The organism is Streptomyces sp. CA-146814 (genome assembly GCF_050942385.1).
In the GTDB taxonomy this organism is placed as follows: Bacteria; Actinomycetota; Actinomycetes; order Streptomycetales; family Streptomycetaceae; genus Streptomyces.
In genome coordinates this window covers 197,294-221,802 of record NZ_CP192068.1, presented here as the reverse complement: position 1 = coordinate 221,802, position 24,509 = coordinate 197,294, and the positions used below count along the sequence as shown (strand labels likewise).

15 protein-coding genes are annotated in these 24,509 nt (G+C 72.9%); 6 read left to right on the top strand and 9 right to left on the bottom strand.

Going from position 1 to position 24,509, the window contains the following annotated elements; all coding sequences use genetic code 11:
• The first annotated feature begins 168 nt into the window (after positions 1 to 168).
• The 4 genes from ACQP09_RS00880 to ACQP09_RS00865 are packed head-to-tail and all read left to right on the top strand — an operon-like array spanning position 169 to position 5,362.
• Complete coding sequence (locus ACQP09_RS00880; RefSeq protein ID WP_433395131.1) at positions 169 to 1,695, top strand: ABC transporter substrate-binding protein; 1,527 nt, start codon at positions 169 to 171, stop codon at positions 1,693 to 1,695.
• Positions 1,696 to 1,740: 45 nt separating this feature from the next.
• A complete protein-coding gene (locus tag ACQP09_RS00875) occupies positions 1,741 to 2,682 on the top strand; it encodes an ABC transporter permease (RefSeq protein ID WP_433395129.1) in 942 nt (313 codons plus the stop codon).
• Positions 2,679 to 4,478: a dipeptide/oligopeptide/nickel ABC transporter permease/ATP-binding protein gene (locus ACQP09_RS00870; protein WP_433395127.1), complete on the top strand. Its 1,800-nt coding sequence runs from the start codon at positions 2,679 to 2,681 to the stop codon at positions 4,476 to 4,478. Before ACQP09_RS00875 ends, ACQP09_RS00870 begins: the two co-directional genes overlap by 4 nt.
• Positions 4,479 to 4,498: 20 nt before the next feature.
• Positions 4,499 to 5,362: an ABC transporter ATP-binding protein gene (locus ACQP09_RS00865; RefSeq protein WP_433395125.1), complete on the top strand. Its 864-nt coding sequence runs from the start codon at positions 4,499 to 4,501 to the stop codon at positions 5,360 to 5,362.
• A 9-nt stretch (positions 5,363 to 5,371) separates the two neighbouring features.
• Here ACQP09_RS00865 and rho read toward each other — a convergent pair whose 3' ends face one another.
• The 6 genes from rho to ACQP09_RS00835 all read right to left on the bottom strand — a co-directional run bounded on the left by rho (position 5,372) and on the right by ACQP09_RS00835 (position 11,517).
• Entirely contained in the window at positions 5,372 to 6,511 is a 1,140-nt protein-coding gene (rho, locus tag ACQP09_RS00860) for a transcription termination factor Rho (protein WP_433395124.1), read from the bottom strand.
• 327 nt (positions 6,512 to 6,838) lie between these two features.
• Positions 6,839 to 7,078, bottom strand: coding sequence for a phosphopantetheine-binding protein (locus ACQP09_RS00855; protein ID WP_432150194.1), 240 nt, complete (start codon positions 7,076 to 7,078; stop codon positions 6,839 to 6,841).
• Positions 7,075 to 7,707, bottom strand: a complete 633-nt coding sequence (locus ACQP09_RS00850) for an isochorismatase family protein (RefSeq protein ID WP_433395121.1) — start codon at positions 7,705 to 7,707, stop codon at positions 7,075 to 7,077. The genes ACQP09_RS00855 and ACQP09_RS00850 overlap by 4 nt, the downstream gene beginning before the upstream one ends.
• Before the next feature lie 49 nt (positions 7,708 to 7,756).
• Positions 7,757 to 9,388, bottom strand: a complete 1,632-nt coding sequence (locus tag ACQP09_RS00845) for a (2,3-dihydroxybenzoyl)adenylate synthase (RefSeq protein ID WP_433395119.1) — start codon at positions 9,386 to 9,388, stop codon at positions 7,757 to 7,759.
• Positions 9,385 to 10,596 carry an isochorismate synthase DhbC gene (gene dhbC, locus ACQP09_RS00840; protein ID WP_433395117.1) on the bottom strand — a complete coding sequence of 404 codons (1,212 nt, stop codon included), beginning with the start codon at positions 10,594 to 10,596 and terminating at the stop codon, positions 9,385 to 9,387. Before dhbC ends, ACQP09_RS00845 begins: the two co-directional genes overlap by 4 nt.
• A 90-nt stretch (positions 10,597 to 10,686) precedes the next feature.
• Entirely contained in the window at positions 10,687 to 11,517 is an 831-nt protein-coding gene (locus ACQP09_RS00835) for a 2,3-dihydro-2,3-dihydroxybenzoate dehydrogenase (RefSeq protein WP_433395116.1), read from the bottom strand.
• A 101-nt stretch (positions 11,518 to 11,618) separates the two neighbouring features.
• Between ACQP09_RS00835 and fhuB the strand changes: the two genes are divergently transcribed.
• Both fhuB and fes read left to right on the top strand, forming a co-directional pair.
• Positions 11,619 to 14,015 (top strand): Fe(3+)-hydroxamate ABC transporter permease FhuB, encoded by a 2,397-nt coding sequence (gene fhuB, locus ACQP09_RS00830; RefSeq protein ID WP_433395114.1) that lies wholly within the window; start codon positions 11,619 to 11,621, stop codon positions 14,013 to 14,015.
• Positions 14,016 to 14,029: 14 nt separating this feature from the next.
• Positions 14,030 to 15,310 carry an enterochelin esterase gene (gene fes, locus ACQP09_RS00825; protein WP_433395113.1) on the top strand — a complete coding sequence of 427 codons (1,281 nt, stop codon included), beginning with the start codon at positions 14,030 to 14,032 and terminating at the stop codon, positions 15,308 to 15,310.
• 88 nt (positions 15,311 to 15,398) lie between these two features.
• Here the strand turns inward: fes and ACQP09_RS00820 are convergent, their stop codons facing one another.
• The 3 genes from ACQP09_RS00820 to ACQP09_RS00810 are packed head-to-tail and all read right to left on the bottom strand — an operon-like array spanning position 15,399 to position 24,411.
• Positions 15,399 to 16,862 carry a DHA2 family efflux MFS transporter permease subunit gene (locus ACQP09_RS00820; protein ID WP_433395112.1) on the bottom strand — a complete coding sequence of 488 codons (1,464 nt, stop codon included), beginning with the start codon at positions 16,860 to 16,862 and terminating at the stop codon, positions 15,399 to 15,401.
• A complete protein-coding gene (locus tag ACQP09_RS00815; protein ID WP_433395110.1) occupies positions 16,859 to 17,056 on the bottom strand; it encodes an MbtH family protein in 198 nt (65 codons plus the stop codon). The genes ACQP09_RS00820 and ACQP09_RS00815 overlap by 4 nt, the downstream gene beginning before the upstream one ends.
• Positions 17,057 to 17,061: 5 nt before the next feature.
• Complete coding sequence (locus tag ACQP09_RS00810) at positions 17,062 to 24,411, bottom strand: amino acid adenylation domain-containing protein (protein ID WP_433395109.1); 7,350 nt, start codon at positions 24,409 to 24,411, stop codon at positions 17,062 to 17,064.
• Positions 24,412 to 24,509: the final 98 nt, after the last annotated feature.

Genomic DNA, 24,509 nt, shown 5'->3' with positions numbered 1-24,509 from the left:
TCGTCGGACACGGCGTCGCCGCCCGGTACCCCTGACTCCACCCCACGGAATTTACCAGCTGGTCAATTTCCCGCTCAAAAAACCTACCAAGTGGTTAATTCCGCAGGTAGGCTCACCGCCACTCCTTCCCGGGACGTCTTTCCCGGGCTCTCCAGACGGAGCGAACCCATGAGCAGAACCACCCGAAACGCGGCCCTGGCCGGCTGCCTGGCGGCCGTCCTCACCCTCGCCGGCTGCGCGGACAGCGGCCCGCAGGGCAGCCCGGGATCGCAGCTGAACCTCGCCACGCTGACCTCCCCGCAGAGCCTGGACCCCTCCCAGGCGATCGGCAGCGCCCTGCCGTTCTTCCAGGCCGTCTACGACACCCTGGTCAAGCGCGAGGCCGACGGCGACTACAGCCCGATGCTCGCCACCGGGTGGACCTACGACGACACCAGGACCGCCCTCACCCTCACCCTGCGCGACGACGTGAAGTTCGCCGACGGCACCGCCTTCGACGGCGCCGCCGTCAAGGCCAACCTGGAGCGCTTCAAGAAGGGCGGCGGCGCGGCGGCCAAGTGGCTGAAGGACCTCACGTCCGTCGAGGTCACCGACGCCACGCACGTCACCCTGAAGCTCTCCCAGCCCGACCCCGCGATGCTCTTCTACCTCAGCGACGCCGCCGGGCTGATGGCCAACCCCGCGGCCTTCGCCAAGGGCGACGCCCTGAAGACGACCCCGGACGGTACCGGCCCGTACCGCCTGGCCAAGGCGAGGACGACCATCGGCACCAAGTGGGTCTACGAGCGCAACGCCGACTACTGGGGCGAGGAACTCCCGTACAAGGAGCTGGCGATCAGCTTCTTCGACAACGAGACGGCGATCGTCAACGGCCTGCGGACCGGCCAGGTGAACGCGGCCCTCCTCCAGAACGCCGACCAGCAGATCAGCATCGAGTCCGACCCCCGGGTGAAGACGACGGAGCAGGAGTTCGACTTCCAGGGGCTGCTGCTGTTCGACCGGGGCGGCGCCATCACCCCGGCGCTCAAGGACGCCCGGGTGCGCCAGGCCCTCAACCACGCCGTCGACCGGAAGACCATGCTCGCCACCATCCGGCAGAACCGCGGCGAGGCCACCGGACAGGTCTTCGGCCCGGACTCCGCCGGCTACGACAAGGCGCTGGACACCTCCTACGCGCACGACCCGGCCAAGGCCAAGTCCCTGCTCAAGTCCGCCGGGTACGCCAAGGGGTTCACCCTCAAGCTTCCCCGGATGAGCGCGATCGTCAACGACGCCCTCGCCTCCTCCCTCGCGACCGACCTCAAAACCGTCGGCATCACGCTGAAGTGGGAGGAGCTCGACGGATCCACCGCGCTCCGCAAGATCTTCACCGACCGCGCCTACTCCGGCATGGTCATGAACATGGGCCAGGCCGCCGACGACTGGATCGTCGTCAACGAACTGGTCACCCCGGGCACGTTCAACATGTTCGGCACCACCGACGCGACCGTCGGCAAGCTCCTGCCGCAGATCCAGAGCGGCGGCGCGAAGCAGAAGGAGGCGGCCCGGCAGCTGAACCGCCATCTCGTCGAGCAGGGCTGGTTCGTGCCCTTCTACCGGATGACGTATCTGCACGTCTCCGACGGCACGGTGAAGATCACCCCGCAGTCCGGCATGGCCGTCCCGTCGATCTACAACTACGCCCCCGCCGGCTGAGACCACGACGGCCTCCCCTGAAGCGCCCGACAGATACCGAGTGCCATGCTGAACTTCATCGCCCGCAGGATCGCGGCGGGAGCCCTGCTCCTCCTCGTCATCTCCTTCCTCTCCTACCTGCTGCTGTCCGTCCCGGACACCGACGTCGGCCGTACGCTGCTCGGCCAGGGCGCCGACCAGGCCGCCGTCGACGCGAAGAACACCGCGCTCGGACTCGACCGGCCGGTCCTCGCGCAGTACACCGACTGGCTCGCCCACGCGGTCCGCGGCGACCTCGGCACCTCCTGGTTCACCAGCGAGGACGTCACCACCGCGGTCACCGCCCGGCTCCCGGTCACCGCGAGCCTGATGGCGGGGGTGACCCTGGTCGCCACCGTCGTGTCGTTCCTGCTCGGCGTCTGGGCCGGAGTGCGGCGCGGCGCCGCCGACCGCTTCGTCCAGGTGCTCGGCGTGATCGGCTACGCGCTCCCCGGCTTCTTCGTGACCTTGATCATCGTGCTGGTCTTCGCGGTCAACCTCAACTGGTTCCCGGCCATCGGCTACACCGCCTTCTCCGTGTCGCCGTCCGGCTGGCTCTCCACCATCACCCTGCCGGTCCTCGCGCTGTCGGTCGCCTCCGTGGCCGGCGTCTCCCAGCAGGTCCGGGGCGCGGTCATCGACGTGCTGCGCCAGGACTACATCCGTACGCTGCGCGCCCGCGGACTGCCCACCTCGCGGATCGTCCTCCGGCACGTCCTGCGCAACGCCTCCGCGCCCGCCCTGTCGGTGCTCGGCATGCAGTTCGTCGGACTGCTGGGCGGCGCGGTCATCGTGGAGCAGATCTTCGGGCTCCCCGGCATCGGCAGCATGACCGTCACCTACACCACCCGCGGCGACATCCCCGTGATCATGGCCCTGGTCATGCTCACGGTCATCGGGGTCGTCCTGATCAACCTCCTGGTCGATGTCATGATCGGCTGGCTCAACCCGAAGGCGAGGGTCGCATGAGCGACAACCTCCCCGCCGACCCGGCGCCCCCGCCCCGCCCGGCAACCGACTCCGCGACCGCCTCCGACACCCGGGCCGCCGTGCACGGCGGACTGCCCCGGCGCCTGCTGCGCAACCCGCTCGGCGCCGCCTCCGCCGGAGTCCTGCTGCTCCTGGTCGCCGCCGTGCTCCTGGCGCCGCTCATCGCCCCGCAGGCCCCCGACGCCTCCGCGCTAGGCGCCGCGTTCGAGGGACCGAGCGCGGCGCACCCGCTCGGTATGGACTCGGCCGGCCGCGACATCCTCTCCCGCATCCTGTACGGCGGCCGCAACACCCTCGGCGGCGCGCTGATCGCCCTGGGGGTCGCCCTCGCGCTCGGCGTGCCCACCGGGCTGTACGCCGGGTACCGCGCCGGCTGGTTCGACTCGGCGGCCAACTGGGCCGTCAACCTCGTCATGGCCCTGCCCGCCATGGTGGTCCTGCTCGCCTCCCGCGCCATCCTCGGCCCCAACGTCTGGGTCCTGATGATCGTGCTCGGTGTGCTCGCCGCCCCCAGCTTCTTCCGCCTGGTGCGGGGCATCGTCGCCAACGTCCGCAAGGAGCTGTACGTGGACGCCGCCAAGGTGTCCGGACTCTCCGACGCGCGCATCGTCGGGCGGCACATCCTCATCGTCGTACGCGGCCCCGTCATCATCCAGGTCGCCCTCGTCGCGGGGATCGCCATCGGCCTCCAGGCAGGGCTGGAGTTCCTCGGCGTCGGCAGCGGCTCCTCGGCCACCTGGGGCGCGATGCTCAACGAGGCGTTCCAGAACATCCAGCGGGCCCCGCTCCTCATGCTCTGGCCCGGTCTCGCCCTCGGGATCACCAACGGCGCACTGGTCCTCCTCGCGGGCGCCCTGCGCGACGCGCTGGAGGAGCGCGGCGGACCGGCGGACGGCGGACGCACCACGCGCCGGCCACGCCCCGCACCGGCCTCCGCGGCCCCGGCGGAGTCCGGCCCGCGCAGCCCGCTGCTCTCGGTGCGCGGCCTCACCGTGGCCTACGACCGGCCCGACGGCCCGCCCAAGCACGTCGTGCACGGCGTGGACCTGGACGTCCGGCCCGGCGAGACCGTCGGCCTGGTCGGCGAATCGGGGTCCGGCAAGTCACAGACGGCGTTCTCGGTCCTCGGCATCCTGCCGGAGGGGGGCAGGATCGGGTCGGGCAGCATCACCGTCAACGGGCGGGAGACCGTCGGACTGCCGGAGCGCGACCACCGCACCCTGCGCGGCGGGACCGTCGCGTACGTCCCCCAGGAGCCGATGAGCAACCTCGACCCGGCGTTCACCGTCGGCAGCCAGCTCATGGAGCCGATGCGCCACGTCCTCGGTATCAGCCGCAAGGAGGCCGAGACCCGTGCGCTGGACCTGCTGCGCCTCGTGGAGATCCCGGCGCCCGAACGCGCGATGCGGCTGTACCCGCACGAGATCTCCGGCGGCATGGCCCAGCGCGTCCTGATCGCCGGCGCGATGTCCTGCGACCCGGAACTCCTCATCGCCGACGAACCCACCACCGCACTCGACGTCGTCGTCCAGGCGGAGATCCTGGACCTGCTGCGCCGCCTCCAGCGGGACCGCGGGCTCGGGGTGCTCCTGGTCACCCACAACCTCGGTGTCGTCGCGGACCTCTGCGACCGGGTGGCGGTGATGAGCGCCGGCCGGATCGTGGAGACCGGCACCGCCGAACAGGTCGTCCACGAGCCGCGCGACCCCTATACCCGGTCCCTGCTCGACGCGGTCCTGGACGACGCGCCGCCGCGGGAGCCGTGGCAGCCATGAGAGGCGAGGAGCACCACCGTATGACCAGCGACGCCACCGGCGGGCCCGGCGAGGAGTTCCCGGACGCCCTGCTCTCCCTCCGCGACCTGCGGGTCTCCTATCCCGGCAAGGGCCGCCGCGCACCGCGCGCCGAGATCCTCAAGGGGGTGAACCTCGACATCCGCCCCGGGGAGACCCTCGGCCTGGTCGGTGAGTCCGGCTCGGGCAAGACGACGATCGGCCGGGCGGTCCTCGGCCTCGCACCCGTGGAGTCGGGCACCATCACCTTCGCGGGCAGCCGCATCGAGCAGGCCGGGCGGGCGCGCCGACGGGCCCTGGCCCGCGACCTCCAGGTCGTGTTCCAGGACCCGTACACCTCGCTCAACCCCTCCCGTACGGTCGGCGACACGCTCGGCGAACCCCTGCTCGGCCAGGGCACCGGGACCAAGGAGGCACGGGCCCGGATCGCGGAACTGCTCGACCGGGTACGCCTGCCCGCCGACGCCGCCGACCGGCTGCCCCGGGAGTTCTCCGGCGGGCAGCGCCAGCGGGTCGCCATCGCCCGCGCCCTGGCCCTGCGGCCCCGGCTGGTCATCTGCGACGAACCGGTCTCCGCGCTGGACCTGACCACCCAGCGCACGGTCCTCGAACTCCTCCTGGAGTTCCAGGAGGAGACGCAGGTCGCCTACCTCTTCGTCACGCACGACCTGGGGGTCGTCCGGTTCATGAGCCACCGGGTGGCGGTCATCCAGGGCGGCGAACTCGTCGAGACCGGTGACGCGGTCCAGGTCACCTCGGAGCCCCGCCACCCCTACACCCGGGCGCTGATGCTCGCCGCACCGGTCGCCGACGTACGGGAGCAGCGGCGGCGCAGGGAGGCGGCGGAGCTGTCCGCGCGGAGCTGAGCGGTGTGCTCAGGCGCCCGGCACGGTGGGCTGCACCTGACGCAGGAACGTGGCGTTGTCCGGGGTGCGGCGCACCTTGTCCAGCAGCGCCTCCAGGCCGCCGTGACCGTCCCGGGCGTGCAGGGCGCGGCGCAGCGCCCGTACGGTGGACAGCTCGGCGGCGCCCATCAGCAGCTCCTCGCGGCGGGTCCCGGAGCGGGCGATGTCGACGGCCGGGAAGACGCGCCGGTCCGCGAGCGAGCGGTCCAGGTGCAGCTCCATGTTGCCGGTCCCCTTCAACTCCTCGTAGAAGAAGTCGTCGGCGCGGGAGCCCGTCTCCACCAGCGCGGTCGCCAGGATGGTGAGCGAGCCGCCCTCCTCGGCGTTGCGCGCCGCACCGAACAGCTTCTTGGGACCGGCGAGGGCCGCCGCGTCCACACCGCCGCTCAGCGTGCGGCCGCCCGGTCCGGCCGCGTTGTTGTGGGCGCGGCACAGCCGGGTGAGGGAGTCCAGCAGGACCACCACGTCCCGGCCCTGCTCGACGAGGCGCTTGGCGCGCTCCACGGCCAGGTCGGCGAGGGCGATGTGCTCCTTGGCGGGCCGGTCGAAGGTGGAGGCGTACACCTCGCCGCGTACCGAGCGCCGCATGTCGGTGACCTCCTCGGGGCGTTCGTCCAGGAGGACCACCATCAGGTGGCACTCGGGGTGGTTGGTGGCGACGCCGGCGGCCAACTGCTGGAGCAGGACCGTCTTTCCGGTCTTCGGCGGCGCGACGAGCAGACCGCGCTGGCCCTTGCCGACAGGAGAGACCAGGTCGACGATCCGGAGCGCCGGACCGCCCTTCTCCGTCTCCAGCCGCAGCCGTTCGGCGGGGTGGACCGGGGTCAGGTCGCGGAAGTGGGCACGGCCGCCCGGGGCCTGCGGCGCGAGGCCGTTGACCCGGTCGACGGAGGCGAGGACGCGCGGCCGCTCGCAGCCTCCTTCGACGGCGTCGCCCTTGCGCAGGCCGTACCGGCGCATCAGCGCGGGGGAGACCTTGATGTCGTCGGGGGAGGGGTGGCCGCCACGGACGCGGAGGAGGCCGTGGCCGCCGGGGGCGGTGTCCAGGAGCCCTGCGGTCCGCACCGGGCGCGGCTCGTGGACGGCGGGGCGTTCGAGTGTGGTGGTCATGGGAGGGGTCCTTTCGCGGACATGGCGCAGGAGGGACCGGCGTACGGAGGGGCGGCATCGTCACACCCGCTCCGGGGCACGGAAGCCCGGCAGCCGGAAGGAGAGACAGCGAGATCGCTGCGGGAGAAGCTGGATCGCCGGTCGTACGAGGACGGGCGCAACAGCGATGGAGAGAGAAAATCAGCACCGGTGCCCGACGAAGGGGCATCCACGTATGCTCATCGGACTGTAGCACGGGCCCTCCGGAAAACGCGCCGAGGGCGGTGCGGACCCGGTACTGCCGGGTCCGCACCGCCCTCGGAAGGACTGCCTACCGCCGCCGTCCGCTCAGGCGGCCACGCCGAGCAGCGGCGCCCAGGCCTCCAGGGCCGGCTTCTCGGCCAGGTCGGCGAAGGCCACCTCGATCCCGTGGTCGCGGCGCCAGGCCGCCGCCAGGGACATCAGACGGACGGAGTCGAGCCCGTAGTCGACGAGGTTCTCGTCGAGCGGGATCTCCTCCGGCTCCTCACCGAGGATGTCGGCGACATCGGCGCGCAGCTGCTCCAACGTCAGCGCCACGGCGGTCACTTCCCTTCGAAGGCGGCTCGGGTGGTGGTGACGACGGCGCACTTGCCGGCCGCCCAGCGCAGCGCCATCGCGTGGTCGTCGGCGGAGAAGTCCGCCACCGCGTCGGCGACCACGAACGCCTGGATGTCCTGCATCCAGGCGTCGCACGCGGTCATCAGGACGCCGATGTGGGCGTAGACGCCGGTGAGGACGATCTGGTCGCGGCCCTGCTCGCGCAGCCGCTCCAGCAGATCGGTGCGGACGAAGCCGCTGTACTTCCACTTGGTGATGACGGTGTCGCCGTCCTCGGGCGCGACCTCGTCCGCGATGGCCGCCGCCTGCTCGTCGGCCGGCAGGCCGGGGCCCCAGAAGTCCTGCTGGAGCCCGCGCTCCTCGGCGCTCTGGCCGCCGGGCTGCGCGGTGTAGAGGACCGGCACGCCCAGGCGCGCCGCCTCCTTCTTCAACTCGGCCACATGCGCCAGGAGTTCGGGCACGGGCGCGGCCTGCCGGTCGTACGCCGACAGGAAGTAGTTCTGCAGGTCGTGGACGAGGAGCACGGCGCGCGCCGGGTCGACGGTCCAGTCGACCCGGTTGGCGGGCAGTCCGTCGGCGGCCGGCATGGGGTACGGGGTGATGGCGGGGAGAGCCATGGTGGTGAGGGTTCCGTTCGAGGAGGTGCGGGGAGGTGCGGCGGAAACGTCAGGGAGCGGGGACGGCGGTGCGGGCGGCGGCGTTGCGCAGGTCCTTCTTGGAGACCTTGCCGACGCCGGTCTGCGGGAACGCGTCCACGAACTCGACCCGGTCCGGCACCTTGTAGGCGGCCAGGCCCCGTTCCCGTACGAAGCGTTTGACCGCCACCGCCTTCAGCGGACCGGCGCCTGAGCGCAGGATCACGTACGCGCAGACGCGCTCACCCAGATACGGGTCCGGTTCCGCCACCACGTTGGCGTCGTGCACGGCCGGGTGGGCGAGGATGTGGTTCTCCACCTCCTCGGCGGCGACCTTCTCGCCGCCCCGGTTGATCTGGTCCTTGGCGCGCCCCTCCACGACGATGTGGCCGGACTCCGTGACCCGGACGACGTCGCCGGTGCGGTAGAAGCCGTCCTCGGTGAAGGAACGGGCGTTGTGCTCGGGCGCGTTCCAGTAGCCGCGGATCGTGTACGGACCCCGGGTGAGCAGATGCCCCGTCCCACCCGGCTCCACCTCCCGGTCCTCGTCGTCGACGACCAGGATCTCGTCGTCCGGTGAGATGGGCCGCCCCTGTGTGGTGACGATGGTCTCCACCGGGTCGTCCAGGCGCGTGTAGTTGACCAGGCCCTCCGCCATCCCGAAGACCTGCTGGAGCGTGCAGCCGAGCGCGGGACGCACCCTGCGGGCCGCCTCCTCGCTGAACTTGGCGCCGCCCACCAGCAGTACGTCCAGGCTGCTGAGGTCATGCGCACTGCCGGGGGCGGCCTCGGTCCACAGCAGGGCCAGCGGCGGCACCAGGCCGGTGATGGTCACGCCCTCGCGCTCGATCAGCGGGAAGGCCACCTCGGGCGAGGGCTGCGGGCAGAGCACCACACGCCCCCCGGCGTACAGCACACCGAGCGAACCGGGGGAGGAGAGCGGGAAGTTGTGGGCGGCGGGCAGCGCGACCAGGTAGACGCTGCTCTCGTCGACCCCGCAGATCTCGTTGGAGCCCCACAGCGAGTAGATGTAGTCGTCGTGGGTGCGCGGGATCAGTTTCGGTACGCCGGTGCTGCCGCCGGAGAGCTGGAGGAAGGCCAGATCGTCCGGGCGCGGCCCGCCGTAGCCGACCGGCTCCTCGGCCACCTCGGCCAGCGCCTCGAACGCGCCGGGATCGCCTTGTGCGACGAACACGTGCTTCAGCGTCGGGACTTGGGCGCGGGTCTTCGCTGCCAGCTCCCGGTAGTCGTAACCGCCGTGCTCGGCCGCGACGATGTAGGCGGCCGCCTCGGTGAACTCGCAGAAGTAGGCGATCTCACTCTCGCGGTGGGCGGGCAGCGCGAAGACGGGCAGCGCGCCGATCCGGAACAGCGCGAAGATGACCTCGAAGAACTCGGCGATGTTGGGGAGTTGGACCACCACATGGTCGCCCTTGCCGATACCGCGGGCGAGGAAGCCCGCGGCCAGCCGGTCGGCGCGCCGGTCGAGATCGGCGTACGTCCACCGGCTCCCGGCCACCGGGTCGACGATCGCGATCCGGTCCGGGTGTTCCTCGGCGCGCTGCCGCAGCATCTCGCCGAAGGTCTCCCCGCGCCACCAGCCGGCCGCCCGGTACTTCTCGGCGAACTCGGCCGGCCAGGTGGGAGCGGCTTGCGTACTCACAGCTCGGCTCCCACGGCGCTCAGGAACGTACGGAACTTGGCGCCGGTCTCGGCGGTCTCCGCCTCGGGCTCGGAGGCGGCGACGATGCCCGCGCCGGCGTAGAGGCGCAGCGTGCGCTCCTCGGCCTCGGCGCAGCGGATCGTGACGACCCATTCACCGTCACCGTCGGCCTTCCCCCAGCCGACGACACCGGTGAAGAAGCCGCGGTCGAACGGCTCGGTCTCCGCGATGACCTGACGAGCCGTCATGGTCGGCGTGCCGCAGACGGCGGGCGTCGGGTGCAGCGCCATCGCCAGGTCCAGCGCCGAGGCGGAGGCGGAGGCGGAGGAGAGGGTGCCGGTGACCGTGGTCGACAGGTGCCACATGGTCGCGGTACGGATCAGGGTCGGCCGGGCCGGGACGGTCATCCCGGTGCAGTGCGGGGCCAGTGCCTGGTGGACGGCGTCCACGACGACGGCGTGCTCGTGGAGGTCCTTGACGGACTCCAGCAGCGTCGCGGCGCGGCGGACGTCCTCGGCGAGGTCGTCGCTGCGCGGGGTGGACCCGGCGAGCGGGTTGGCGACGACCTGGTTGCCGTGGCGGGAGACGAGCAGCTCGGGGCTGGCGCCGATGAGGGTGCGGGCGGGGCCGGTCGGCAGGGCGAAGGTGTAGCCGGAGGGGTCGCGGCGGGCCAGCCGCTGGAGCATCGCGGGCAGGTCGAGCGGGGCGCCGGAGGTGAGTTCCAGGGTGCGGGCGAGCACCACCTTGCTGAACTCGCCGCGCCACATGCGGGCCACGGCGGCGGCGACACCCTCGCCGTAGACCTCGGGCTCGGGCACCGGGCGGATCTGCCAGTCCGCGGTGGCGGAGGGGCCGGCGGGCAGGGCGATGAGCGGGTCGGAGGCGAGCGGCGCGGCGGTGCGCACCGACACCGGCACGGTGAGCGCGGCCGGTGCCGTGTGGTCGAACGGGATGGCGCCGATCACGACCGGCGCTTCCTGTCCGGCGGCGACGGCCTCGGCCAGCGTGGCCTCCACCCGTTCGGCCAAGGGTCTCTCGTCGTGCGGGACGTGGCGTCCCGCTCCGCGTGCGAGCAGCGTGCGTCCGGGCGTGGCGAGGAACGTGTCGCCCGGTGCGTAGGCGTCCAGGAGAGAGGTGGCCGCTCCTACGGCGGGGTGGGCCGGATCGGCCGGGGGGATGTGCGTGGCGACCTGGGATGCCGTCGACACGGGGACTCCATTCTCGATGGTCCCGTCAGCGGGTGCGGGGGGCTGGCTGGGAGGGTGAAGTGGTGCGGAGGGTCGTGCGGGGGCCGCCGGTCAGCGCAGGGTCGCGCCGCCGTCGACGTACAGCTCCTGGAGCGTGATGTGGCGGGCGCGGTCCGAGGCGAGGAACGCCACCGCGTCGGCGATGTCGGCGGGTTCGGCGATCCGGCCGAGCGGAATGCCGGTGCGGTACGTCGACGGGTCCCCGTCGATCACCCGCTGTTCGGCGCCCGGGTCGGTCCACAGGGCCCGCTGCATGGCGGTGTCGGTGGAGCCGGGGGCGACGACGTTGCAGCGTACGCCGCTGCCGGCGAGTTCGAGGCCGAGACACCTGGTGAACACGGCGGCGGCGGCCTTGGAGGCGGCGTAGGCGGCCATGCCGGTGCGCGGGATCCCGGCGGCGTTGGAGCCGACGGTGACGATGACGCCGGTCCTCCGGGCCGCCATCAGGGGAGCGACGCTCTGCGAGACCTGGAAGACGCCGGTGGTGTTCACCGCGAAGGTGTCCGCCCAGTCCTGAGCGGAGAGCGCGGTCACCGGGCCGGTGCGCAGGATGCCCGCGACGTTCACCAGGACGTCCACCGGGCCGAGTTCGTCCTCGACGCGGGCCACGGTGTTCTCCACCGCGACGCGGTCCGTGACGTCCATCACATACGGTTCCAGACAGCCCGCCGACCGTTCGCCCGCGGGCAGTTTCTCCTGCCGCCGGGGCCAGTCGGCGGCCAGCGCCTCGATGGTGTGGCCGGCCCGGTCGGTGGCGGCCACCTGGGCGCCGAGGTCGGCGAGCAGTTCGGCGACAGCGGCTCCGATGCCTTGTCCGGCGCCGGTCACCAGGGCCGTGCGGCCCTCGAACTCGCCACTTCTGCCCGGTATGTCCTCAGGCATGAACAACCTCCCCCTGGGTGTTAGGTAAGGGTAACCTAAATTGAATCGACCGCCCAGAAGGGTGTCGAGCCGTCGATATACGGTTAGGTTAGCCTCACCTTATGCAAACGCCGCACGCGGGGGCCACGGCCTCGGCTCCCGAACATGACTCCTCAGCCGCCCAGTTGGACGGAGGGGGGAGCGAACGAGAGGCGAAGACATCGCCCGCCGGACCGGAGGAACCTGCTCCGGAATCCGGTTCCGTACCCGGTGCGGAGATATCGCCGGGCGCGGAGACGGCTTCGGGCGTCCCGGCACCGGCCAGGGGTGCAGCCGCAGCCCCAGCCGCAGTTGGGGCCAAGCCGTCGGCCGGCCGCCGGACCGTGGCGCTCGCCGTCGCCGGTCTCACCGCGGCCGTCCTTCTGCTGAGCGGTCTCTCGCTCTCCATCGGCGCGGGCGAGGTCGGCGTCGGCGGCGTGCTCGACTACCTGCTCAACCGGGACGGGGCCCGCGACAACGCCCGCCTCTCCCTCGTCGTCGGTGACCTCCGCCTCCCGCGCACCCTCACCGCGCTGCTCGTCGGGGCGGCCCTCGGTGTGGCCGGCTGCCTGCTCCAGGCGGTCACCCGCAACCCGCTCGCCGAGACCGGTCTGCTCGGCGTCAACGCGGGCGCCTCGCTCGGCGTCGTCGCGGGCATCGCGCTCCTCGGCTTCGATTCCGGTTACGCCTACCTGGTCTGTGCGTTCGTCGGCGCCGTGGTCGCCAGCGGCCTGGTCCTCCTCATCTCCGGACGACGCGGCGGCGGCTCTCCCATGCGCCTGGTGCTCGCCGGTGCGGCGCTCGGCGCCACCTTCGGCGGGCTCACCAGCGTCATCGTCGTCAACTCCGCCGAGACCTACGACCGATTCCGCTTCTGGGTCCTCGGCTCCCTCGCCGGCGTCGAGGGCTTCGGCGAGCTCGGCCGCCTGGCCCCCGTCCTCGCCATCGGCTTCCTCGTCGCGCTGCTCGTCGCCCGACCGCTCTCGGCCCTCGCGCTCGGCGACGATCTGGCCCGCAGCCTCGGCCACCGGCCGCCCGTCATCCGTACGGTCGTCGCCATCGGCGTCACGCTCCTCACCGCCTCCGCCGTCGCGCTCGCCGGACCCATCTCCTTCCTCGGCCTGCTCGCCGGATTCCTGGCCCGTGCCATCGCCGGCACCCGGCTGGCCGCCCGCCTCCTGCTCGCCGGGCTCATCGGCGCCTGCGTCCTGGCCGTCTCGGACGTCGTCGCCCGCGTGGTCTCGCGGCCCTTCGAAGCGCCCGTCTCCGTGATCGTCGCCCTCATCGGCGCCCCGGTCCTCATCGCCATCGTCCGCTCCAGGCAGCTGGCCTCGATGGGCATGACGGAACCCGCCACCGAGGAGCGCGCCCCGGACCGCCCGCGCCGCTTCAAACTGGCCCTGCCGCGCCCCAAGTCCCGTAAGCCGAAAGCCGTTCGGGTCCGTCCGCCGGACACCGTCGTCGTCCGCCGCGGCCCTCTCTCCCTGCTGATCACCCGCCGCGCAGCCCTCGCCGCCGTCGCGCTCGCCACGGCCCTGCTGCTCGCCGTCGTCCTCTCCGCCTACGCGGGCCAGAGCGAGATGGGCGTGGCCCGCACCTTCCGCGCGGTCTTCGGCCAGGGCGACCGCTTCGACGTGCTGCTCGTCCAGAACTTCCGCCTCGGCCGCATCGTCGCCGGCCTCACCGCGGGCGCCGCACTCGGCCTCGCGGGCTGCCTCACACAGACCCTGGCCCGCAACCGCCTCGCCACACCCGAACTCCTCGGCGTCAACGACGGCGCCACCGCCGCCGTGCTGCTCTCCGTGACCCTCAGCGCCACCGGAACGTTCGGCGCCTGGTGGGCCGGGCCGATCGGCGCCCTGGTCGCCGTCATCGTCGTCACCACCGTCTCCGGCGGCCTCGGCCAGCGCGGCTACCGCGTCCTCGTCGTCGGCCTCGCCATGTCGGCCCTGGCCTCCGCGATCACCCAAGTCGTCCTCTCCCGAAGGTCCTTGAGCTCCGCCAGCTCCCTGTACGTATGGACCTCGGGCAGCCTCAACGGACGCAGCTACTCCGTCGCCGTACCCGTCCTCATCGGCCTCGCGATCCTGGTCCCCATCAGCCTCGCCGTCGCCCGCCACCTCGGCGTCCTGCGCTTCGACGACGCCACCGCCTCCTCGCTCGGCTCGGCGCCCGGCCGGGTCCGCGCCCTCGCGCTGCTGCTGGCCGTCGGCCTCGCGGGCCTCGCGGTCGGCATCTGCGGACCGGTCGGCTTCGTGGCGCTCGCCTCACCGGTCATCGCCTCCCGGCTCGCCGGCCCGCTGCGGGTCCCGCTGGTCGGCTCGATGCTCACCGGGGCCGTCCTCGTCGTCGCCGCCGACACCCTCGGCCGGATCGTCTTCGACGGCGTCGAACTCCCCGTCGGCATCGTCACGACCGTCCTCGGCGGCCCGTTCCTGCTCTGGGTGCTCCTCGGCCGCTCCGCCGCCACCCGCGTCTGAAAGGCGGCCCGCACATGACCTACCCACCGCGCCGCAACCCGCCCGCCCCGCCCGTGTCCACGGGACCGAACCGATCCGAGGTGTCCACCGTGCGAAGCCCCTTGCTGCGTACGCTCCGTGAGGACGTACGCGCGGGCAAGCCGGACGCCGAGGAGGCGTTCTGGCGGTACGTCTCCGAAACCGGCGCCCCCCTCGTGGAACCCGACCCCGAGGGCGAGGCCGACCACCGGCTGGTCACTTTCGTCCGCCGCGAGGACCCCGCGCGCCCCGCCACCCACGTCCTGGCCCTGGTCCACACGGTCACCGACAAGGACCGGCACGCCGGCGACCTCGCCCCGCACCTGATGGAACGGGTCGAGGGCACGGGGGTCTGGGCCATCAGCCACCGGCTGCGCACCGACCACCGCGCCTCGTACCAGTTCCACGCCACCCGCGGCACCCGCGAGGACGCCCTGCGCGCCGACCGCCCCTCCTGGCGCCGGGTCCTCGACCAGGCCGAGCCCGACCCACTCAACACCGGCGCCCCGCTGCCCTCCCGCGACGGCCGCAACCCCGCCTCCGTGCTCGAACTCCCCGCAGCACCCGACCAGTCGCGCACCCACCGCCGCGACGACGTGGACCGGGGCCGGACACTCGACACCGAGGTGGACGGCCGCCGGATCACGGTCCACCTCCCGCCGGGACACCACCCGGACGGCGGCCCGTACGCGCTCGCCGTGCTCCTGGACGGCGAGATGTGGGGGCCGGTCCTCGGCGTCGGCGACATCTTCGACAACCTGCACGCAGACGGCGAGCTTCCGCCCACCGTCGCGGTGTTGGTCGACACCATGGGCCGCCGCATGGAGGACCTGGCGTGCAGTGCCCCGTTCGTCGACTGGCTCGCGGACACCCTGCTGCCCTGGGTGGAGCAGGAGTACGGGGCCGGGGCGGACGCGGCCCGTACCGTCGTCGCCGGCCAGAGCGCGGGCGGCCTGACCGCCGCCTTCGCCGCCTTCCGACGCCCCGACCGCTTCGGCCTCGCGCTCTCCCAGTCCGGCTCCTTCTGGTGGCCCGACGACGACCGCGACGGCGAGTGGCTCACCAGGCAGTACGCCTGGGGCGAGCGCCGGCCCGTCACCCTCCACGTGGAGGTCGGCCACCAGGAGTGGATGCTGCTGGCGGAGAACCGCCGCTTCCGCAACATCCTGCGGGCGCGTGGCTACGACGTGCGCTACCGGGAGTTCAACGGCGGCCACGACTACGCCTGTTGGCGTGGCGGTCTGGCGGACGGACTGGTGGGGCTACTCGGCTCATAGCAGTCACAGCACCCTCCCCACGAGAACACCAAAGGGGCGGGACGGCATCCCCCCTCCGGATGCCGCCCCGCCCCTCTCCTGTGCGCTCTCAGCCCTTGACGGCCGGAGCCTCGTCCACCGCCAGGCCCTCGCCCGGCGGCGGCGCGTCCTCGTCGTCGAACGGCGGCGGCTGCGGGGCCTCGCGCGGCAGCCGCAGCGCGATGACCGCCCCGACCGCGACGAGCCCCGCCGTCACCCAGACCGCCGTGCGGTACGGGCCCGGGTCGGCGGCGGCCTCCGTCACGTGGCCGCCCCCGATCACCGCCGCGCAGGCGGCGATGCCCAGCGCACCGCCGAGCGTGCGGACGATCTGGAACAGGCCCATCGCCTGGCCCATGTCGGCGGGCCCGATCGACTCGAAGCCGGAGATCTGCACGGTGAGCACCGCCGTACCGAGCACCAGACCGATCAGGAACATCAGCCCGCGCACGCTCCACGCGTTCTCCGCCACGCCCGGGATCGCGAGCGTCGCGAAGACCGCCGCCGCGACCAGCAGCGCCGGTACGGTCAGCAGCCGGGGGCCGAGCTTCGGCAGCAGCCGGTCCACCACCTGCGAGGCCAGCATCAGCCCGACCGCCTCCGGGAAGACGCTCAGCCCGGCGTCCAGCGCCGAGGCACCCAGGCTCGCCTGGTAGAGCAGCGGGAAGACGAACAGCACGCCCATCAGCCCGGCCGCGGTGACCCCGGCGAGCGCCGAGGCCGACCCGTACACCCGGTCGGCGAGCAGCCGCAGCTTCAGCAACGGCGTCTTCGCCCGCACCTGGTGCAGTACCGCCGCGACCAGCAGGACGGAGCCCAGCGCCGCGCTGACGGCGACGGCGGGCCGGGTCCAGCCCTGGGAGGGGCCGAAGCCGAGCGCGTACGTCAGCAGCCCCAGCGCCGGAGTGGCCAGCCAGAAGCCGACCGTGTCGAACTTCCCTTCGGGGCCCTCGACATGCTCGCGCAGACCGAAGACGCCGAGCAGCACCGCCGCCGCGCCGATCGGCACGTTCACGAAGAACAGCCAGTGCCAGGAGAGGTGTTCGGTCAGCAGCCCGCCCAGCGGCGGGCCGAGCGCGGGCATCAGGGCCGTCGGCACGATCAGCACCTTGGCCAGCTTCATCCGCTCGTGCGGCGGGAACGCCCGGAACAGCAGCGTCATCCCGACCGGCGTCAACAGCCCACCGGCCAGGCCCTGTACGGCCCGGGCCACGACGAGCGTGTCGAGGTCGGGTGCCAGACCGCAGACCGCCGAGGCGATCGTGAACGCGGTGAGCGCACCGAGGAACACCCGCTTCGTCCCGAACCGGTCGCCCAGCCACCCCGCCACCGGCAGCCCCACCGCGAGCGCGACCAGGAAGGCCGTCTCGACGGTGTTGGCGGCGGACAGCGGGCGGTCGAAGTCGCCCGCGATCGTGAAGAGGGCCGGGTTCACGATCGTCGAGTCCAGGCCGTTCATGCACATGGCGGCCGTGTAGACGAGGACGACGGCGAGCCGGGGACGTATCCGGGGCCGGATCAGCAGCCCGCTCACCGGGCGGCGAGGGGGCCGGACCAGTGGGCGCCGATCCAGTCCAGCGCCTTCTGACGGGCGCACGGACCATGAGCCGTCGACCAGCCGGCGGGCACCGCCGCGAAGAGCGGCCACAGCGAGTGCTGACCCTCTTCGTTGGTCAGGACGAGGAACTCCCCGTCCGCATCGAAGGGGTTGGCGGGTGCGTCACTCATCGGTGTCACTTCTCCAGCTCGGTGAGTCGGTCGGCGACCACGCGCGCGATGTGCGCGATCGGTTCGGGCAGGGTCATGTCCTTGTGCGAGCAGGCGACGTTCGTGTTGTCGATGCGCCCGCTCACGTACGGGGTCCAGGTCTCCGGCGTCAGGGTGTCGTCGATGGTGTCCACCGTGGCCCGGAAGAACAGCACATCGCCCTGGAACACCCGGTGGTCGTAGGCGCGTACGAGGTCGTTGGTGTTGAGGTAGACCTCGCCGAGGGCCTCGATCTTCGCGGCGGAGAGCGCGGCCAGCGGAGACCCTTCGCGGCGCAGCACCTCCACCACGTTGGCCGTGGTCAGCTCCTTGTCCCCGAGGCTGTCGGGGCCGTAACCGCCCATGGTGAGCAGCGATTCGAGCGCCTCGGCCCGGTCGGGCACCGGCAGGCCACGGAAGCCCTCGGCCGGGTAGGCGTCCAGGATCGCCAGCAACTCGACCTCATGGCCCGCCTCTTGGAGGACCGCGGCGATGGCATGCGCGATGATGCCGCCGGTGGACCAGCCGAGCAGCCGGTAGGGCCCCTCGGGCTGGACCTCGCGGATGCGGGACGCGTAGTGGGCGGCCAGCTCCTCCAGTGTGGTCGGCAGCGGTGCCTCCGCCGTCGCCTCGCCGACGCCCTGGGCCTGGAGCCCGTAGATCGGCACATCTGCGGGGAGATGGCGGATCAGTCCCGCGTAGCACCAGCTCAGACCGCCCGCCGGGTGCACACAGTGGACGGGGGAGCGGTCGCCGGGGCGGGCGGGCCGCAGCGGCAGCAGCACATCCAGCGGGTCCTCCTCGCGCGAGACGTCCAGCGCCGCGTCCAGCGCGGCCGGAGTCGGCGCCTGGAAGACCGTGCCGATCGACACCTCGATGCCGAACGCGGACTTGATCCGCCCCGCGAGACGGACCGCGAGCAGTGAATGGCCGCCCAGGTCGAAGAAGTTGTCCTCCACCCCGGCCGCCGGCAGCCCCAGCACCTCCGCGAAGATCGAGCAGAGCTGCTCCTCGCGCACGGTGCGCGGCGCCCGGCCGCCACCGCCCACCGGCACCCCGGGCGCGGGCAGCGCCTTGCGGTCCAGCTTGCCGTTGCCGGTCAGCGGCAGCCGCTCCAGCACCACCACGGCCGACGGCACCATGTGCACCGGCAGCGTGGCCGCCGCGTGCTCGCGCAGCTCACCCGGAACGGGGTCGGCACCCGGCGCCGGAACGACGTATCCGACCAGCCGCTTGTCGCCCGGCACGTCCTCGCGCACCACGACGGCCACATCCGCGACCTCCGGGTGTGCGGCCAACACGGCTTCGATCTCGCCCAGTTCGATCCGGAACCCACGGATCTTCACCTGCTGGTCGCCGCGCCCGAAGTACTCCAGCGTACCGTCGGTACGCCGTCGGGCCAGGTCGCCCGAGCGGTACATCCGGGTCCCGCTCTCCCCGAAGAGATGCGCGAACGGGTCCGCGACGAAACGCCCCGCCGTCAGGTCGGGCCGCCCCAGATAGCCGAGAGCCACACCCTGGCCGGCGACGTACATCTCACCGGTCACCCCGGGCGGCACCGGCTGGAGCCGGTCGTCCAGCACATAGACGCGCAGGTCGGGGATGTTGACCCCGATGGTGCTGGAGACGGCGGAGGCGGCCGTCTCCCGGTCGAGCGCCAGGTAGGAGACGTGGACCGTGGTCTCGGTGATGCCGTACATGTTGACCAGCGTCGGCGCGTTCTCCTGGTGGCGGGTGTACCAGTCCGCGAGCCGGCCCAACTCCAGCGCCTCACCACCGAACACCACGTACCGCAGCGCCAAGTTGTGCCCGGGAGCTTCCCGGTCGGCGGCGGCCAGCTGGTAGAACGCGGACGGCGTCTGATTGAGGACGGTCACCTGCTCATCGGCCAATAGCCGGAGGAACGCCTGCGGGTCACGGCTCGTCAGATGCGGGACGACGACGACCCGGCCGCCGTAGAGCAGCGCGCCCCACAGCTCCCAGACCGAGAAGTCGAAGGCGTAGGAGTGGAACAGCGTCCACACATCGTCCGGACCGAACGCGAACCAGTGCTCGGTCGCCGTCATCAGTCGCGTCACATTGTGCTGTGTGACCACAACTCCCTTGGGGCGCCCGGTGGATCCCGAGGTGTAGATGACGTACGCCGGGTCCTGCGGGCTCAGCGGCCGCGTCCGGTCGGCCTGGCTCAGCGGCCCGTCGGGGAAGCCCGCCGCCTCGTCCACCGTGATCAGCGGCAGCGCGTGCGCGGGCAGCCGGTCGCCCGTCGCCGCGTCGGTGATCAGCGCGGCCGGCCGGGCGTCCTCCAGCATGTACGCCAGCCGGTCCGCCGGGTAGTCCGGGTCCATCGGCAGATACGCGGCACCCGACAGCGACACCGCCAGCAGTCCGGCCACCAGGTCCAGCGAGCGCGGCAGCGCGAGGGCCACGATGGAACCGGGGCCGATGTCGCGGGCCGCGAGCAGCCGAGCCAACGACTGTGCGCGGGAGGAGAGTTGCGCGTACGTGAGCGACTCGCCCGCGCAGCTCACGGCCACGCGCTCCGGGTGGAGGCGCGCCGCCACCTCGTACACCTCCGCGAGCGTGAGCGGCACCGGCCGGTCGGCGGGCACGCCGTTGGCCTCGACCAGCGCGCGGCGCACCTCGTCCTCACCGAGCACGGGCAGCAGCCCGACCGGGGTCTCCGGCTCCGTGGCCGCTGCGGTGAGCAGCCGGGCCAGCCGGTCCGCGAGCGCCTGGGCGGTCGTCCGGTCGAAGAGGTCCGTACGGAACTCCAGGAACCCGGCGATCCCGCCGTCGGCCAACTCGCCCGCGTTGAGGGTCAGATCGAACTTCGCGGTGCCCGACGGCACGGCGGCGAGCCGCGCGGTGGCCTCCGTACCGAAGGCGGCGGGCCCGTCCGCGATCGACTGCCAGGCCAGCATGACCTGGAAGAGCGGGTGGCGGGCCAGCGAGCGCGGTGGGTTGAGCGCCTCCACCAGGTGGTCGAAGGGCAGCGCGTCGTGCTCGTAGGCGGCGAGCGTCGTCGTCCGCACCCGGTCGAGCAGCGCCCCGAAGCCGGGGTCGCCGGAGGTGTCGGTGCGCAGGACGACGGTGTTGGTGAAGAAGCCGACGAGCCCGGCCGTGGTGTCGTCGTCGCGGCCCGCCACGGGGGTGCCGAGCGGGATGTCGGTCCCGCAGCCATGCCGGGTCAGCAGGGCGGCGAGACCCGCCTGCACGGTCATGAAGACCGTCGCGCCGTGCGCCCTGGCCAGCCGGCGCAGCGCCTCGTGCGTCGCCGCGTCCAGCGCGAACGGCACGGTGTCGCCGGCGGAGGTGGCGACGGGCGGGCGGGGCCGGTCGGTGGGCAGCTCCAGCTGGTCCGGCAGCCCGGCCAGCGCCCCGCGCCAGTGGGCGAGCTGCGCCTCGGCGAGTGGAGTCGGCTCGGCGGGGGTGCCCAGGAGCTGTTGGAGCCGGGCGGCGTGGTCGACGTACTGGCCGGTCAGCGGCGTGAAGTCGGGCGCGCGGCCCGCGAGGCGGGCGGTGTAGGCCGTGGTGAGGTCGCGGGCCAGGGGTGTGGTGGAGGCGCCGTCGCCCGCGATGTGGTGGAGCAGGAGCAGCAGGGTGTGGTGGTCCGGGGAGTCGCTGAACAGGACCGTGCGCAAGGGTGGCTCGGTGGCCAGGTCGAAGCAGTACCGCACGGCCTCGGTGAGGTCGCTGCCGGGCTCCGCGAGGCGCAGCACGGGACGGGCCGCTTCGTGGCCCGGAGGAAGAATCACCTGGTGGGGGGCGCCGTCCGCGTCCGCTCCGAGGCCGTTGTCAGTGGACGGATATACGGTTCTGAGTGTCTCGTGACGATCCACCAGATCGTGCAGGGCGAGCTGGAGTGCGTCCCGGTCGAGGGGGCCGTTGACGCTGAGGACGAGCGGGATGTTGTAGGTCGGGCTGGGGCCTTCGAGGCGGTTGAGGAACCAGAGCCGCTGCTGGGCCGGAGAGAGCGGGAGGGGACCGGTGCGGGGGAGCGGGGAGAGCGGTACGGAGGCGGTGGCCGCGCCGCTGCGGGTGCGGACCTGGGCGGCGACGGCGGCCGCGGTGGAGTGGCGGAAGACGTCGGCGATGGAGAACGGGGCGCCGAAGTGCTCGCGGACGCGGGCGGCCAGCCGGGCGGCGAGCAGGGAGTGCCCGCCGAGGTCGAGGAAGCCCGCATCGGCGGCCGGGGGCTCCGCGATACCGAGCACGTCGGCGTAGAGGCCGCGCACGATCTCGGTGTGCGGGCCGCTCTCGCCGACGACCTCGGCCCCGATGGCGGGGGCGAGCGGTTCGGGGTCGGGCAGCGCGCGGTGGTCCAGCTTGTCGTTGGCCGTACGGGGGAGGGCGTCGAGCAGCGTCACGGTCGCGGGGACCATGTGCTCGGGCAGGGCGGCGGCCAGGTGGTCGCGGAGGGCGTTGGGGGTGGGCGGTGCCTCGCCGTCCTTCGACGGGACCGCGTAGGCGAGGAGGCGCTTGCCGTGGCCGGTCTCCCGGGCGATGACGGCGGCCGCCGCGAGCTGCGGGTGGGCCGCCAGCCGGGCCTGGATCTCGCCGAGTTCGATGCGGAAGCCGCGGATCTTCACCTGGTCGTCGCTGCGGCCGAGGAACTCCAGGGTGTGGTCCTCGCGGCGGCGCACCAGGTCGCCGGTGCGGTACATCCGGCCGCCGGGAGTGCCGTGCAGATCGCCGAACGGGTCGGCGACGAACCGCTCGGCGGTCAGGTCGGGGCGGCCGAGGTAGCCGAGGGCCAGGCAGGGCCCGGCGACGTACAGCTCACCGGTGACCCCGGCGGGCACGGGACGCAGGGAGGAGTCCAGGACGTAGACCCGCGATCCCCGCACGGGTCTGCCCTCGGGCCGGTCGGCGGAGTCGCCGGGCAGCCAGTAGTAGGCGTCGACGGTGGTCTCGGTCGGCCCGTAGAGGTTGACCGGGTGTACGGCCTCGGCGTCGGTGAGCCGCTCCCAGAGGGCCGGGGGCACGGACTCGCCGCCGACGACGAGGTGGGCGGGGTGGTGGCGGCCCTCGTCCAGCAGGCCTTCGGCGATCAGCGCTTCGGCGTAGGAAGGGGTGACATCGAGATAGTCGACGTGGTGGGTGGAGACATACGCAGTGAGGGCGGCGGGGTCCCGGTAGGCGGCGTCGTCCAGCAGGTGCAGCTCATGGCCGTGGACCATCCATAGCAGCGGGTCCCAGGACGCGTCGAAGGCGAACGAGGCGCTGTGCGCGACCCGGAGCCGCTCCCGGCCGGTGCGGGCGACGGCCGGGGCGATGTGGTCGGTGAGGTGACCGGCGCCGAGATTGGCGAGTGAGGCGTGGCTGACGAGGACGCCCTTGGGACGCCCGGTGGAACCGGAGGTGTGGATGAGATAGGCGGGGTCACCGAGCGCGGGCCCGGCGGGCAGCGGCCCGTCGGGGCAGGCGGCGAGGGCGGCGGCCGTCTCGGGTTCGTCGAGCGCGAGTGCCGTCACGCCGTGCGGCGGGAGCGCGGCCAGGGTCGCGGCCGTGCCGATGACGCAGACGGGACCGGCGTCCTCCAGGACGGCCAGCGTCCGGGCGGCAGGATAGCCGAGGTCCAACGGCTGGCAGACGAGGCCCGCCTTGAGCACGGCGAGCAGGGCGACCACCATGTCGGCGGTCCGGGGCAGGGCCAGCGCCACGGTGGCACCGGTCCGCGCAGGGGCCCCGAGCCCGGCCACCAGGTGGGCCAGCCGGTCGGACGCGGCGTCCAGCTCGGCGAAGGTGAGGGTGGCGCCTTCCGCCTGCTCGGCACCTTCCGCCTGCTCGGCGCCTTCCGTCGGCTCGGCACCTACCGTCTGCTCGGCGCCCTCAGCCTGCCCCGCCCCCCGGAACGTCCCCGCGAGGGTGGAGCGTACGGCGACGGCTTCGGGCGTCAGTGCGGCCTGAGCGGTGAACGTCTGCGGGACGGTCAAGGCGACGGCCGGCTCGGTGCGGCCCGCCGTGGCCTCCCGTATCTCGTCGTCCGTGAGCAGGTCCAGCGTGGCGACCGGCCGGTCCGGGGCCGTGAGCAGCAGTTCGGTCAGGCTGTCGAGATAGCGCAGCCAGGTCGCCTCGTGCGCGGCGAGGTCCACCTCCCCGTACGCGGCCGGGCTGGCGTCCAGCGTGAGCCGCAGGCCGCCGTCCGGGCCCGGGGCCGCACCGACCGCCAGGCTCTCCACGGGACCGGCGGCGAGGTTGCGTACGGTGCCGGGGAGACCGGCGAAGTCCAGGGCGCTGTCGAAAGGCTTGATGTTGACCATCGGACCCGTCAGGGGTGCGTCGGCCGACTCCAGGGCCAGATCACGGCGGAGGTCGGCCTGCGGGTAGCGCTGGTGGCGGCGGACCGCGCGGATCTCCAGCACCACCCGGCGCAGCAGCTCGGCCCCGGTGTCCTGCGGCCGCACCGAGATCCGCAGCGGCAGCACGTTCACCGTCATGGCGGGGGTGCGCAGGGCGGCCGGGCCGCGCCGGTTGGTCAGCGGCAGGCCGAGCACCACGTCCTCGGTGCCGGTGAGCCGGTGCAGATGACCGGCGGTCGCGGCCACGACCAGCTCCGCCCAGGTCGCCTTCGCGGCGCGCGCCGCCCGGGAGAGCCGGTCCAGCGTGCTCGCGGGAAGGTCGGTGATCCGGTGGAGGAGGTCGCCGCCGGCCGAGGCGCCGGCGTTCACGGGCGCTGCCTCGGGGGCGTACCCGGCCATCCGCTCCGCCCAGAAGGCCCGGTCCGCCGCGTACTCCTCACCGGACAGATATGCCGTCTCGTCGTCGGTCAGCTCGCTCAGTGGGGCGAACCGGCCCTCGGGCGCGGGCTCCTCGGCCACGGCCGCCGAGTACAGCTCGGCGACCCGGCGGCCGGTCAGCGAGAGCGCGTAGGCGTCGACGGCTATGTGGTGGACCCGCTGGTACCACCAGTGGCGGTCCGCGCCGACACGGATCAGCGCCTGCGTCATCAGCCCCTCGGCGGAGGCGAGATCCACGGGCCGGGCCAGGTCCTCCCGCATCCACGCCTCAGCCTGATTAGGCATCATTTCCAGTCGCCGCACGACGACTTCGCCCCGCGCGACGTGCTGCACCGGCGTGCCGTCGGCCTCGGAGACCCGTACGGCCAGCGTGTCCGCCTCGCCCACGGCCCGCGCGAGGGCCTCGGTGAACAGGTCCCCGTCGAGCGGCCCTTCGATCTCCACGCAGTCGGCCGTGTTCAGCTCCGTGCCGAGCGGCGCCAGTTGGTGCGCGTAGTAGATGCCCGCCTGCGCGGTCAGAAGAGGAAGCGCTCGGGAGGGAGGGCCGCCGGGGTGCGCTGCCGAAGAGCTGGTCGGGCGGTTCGGACGCTCATGCATGTGTGTGACGACTCCCCTGAAGGACAACGGACACCGGGCCACCAGGCTCCCCGGCACGCACTTAGGTAAGGCTAAGTTAACCTATTCCCGACAGTGCA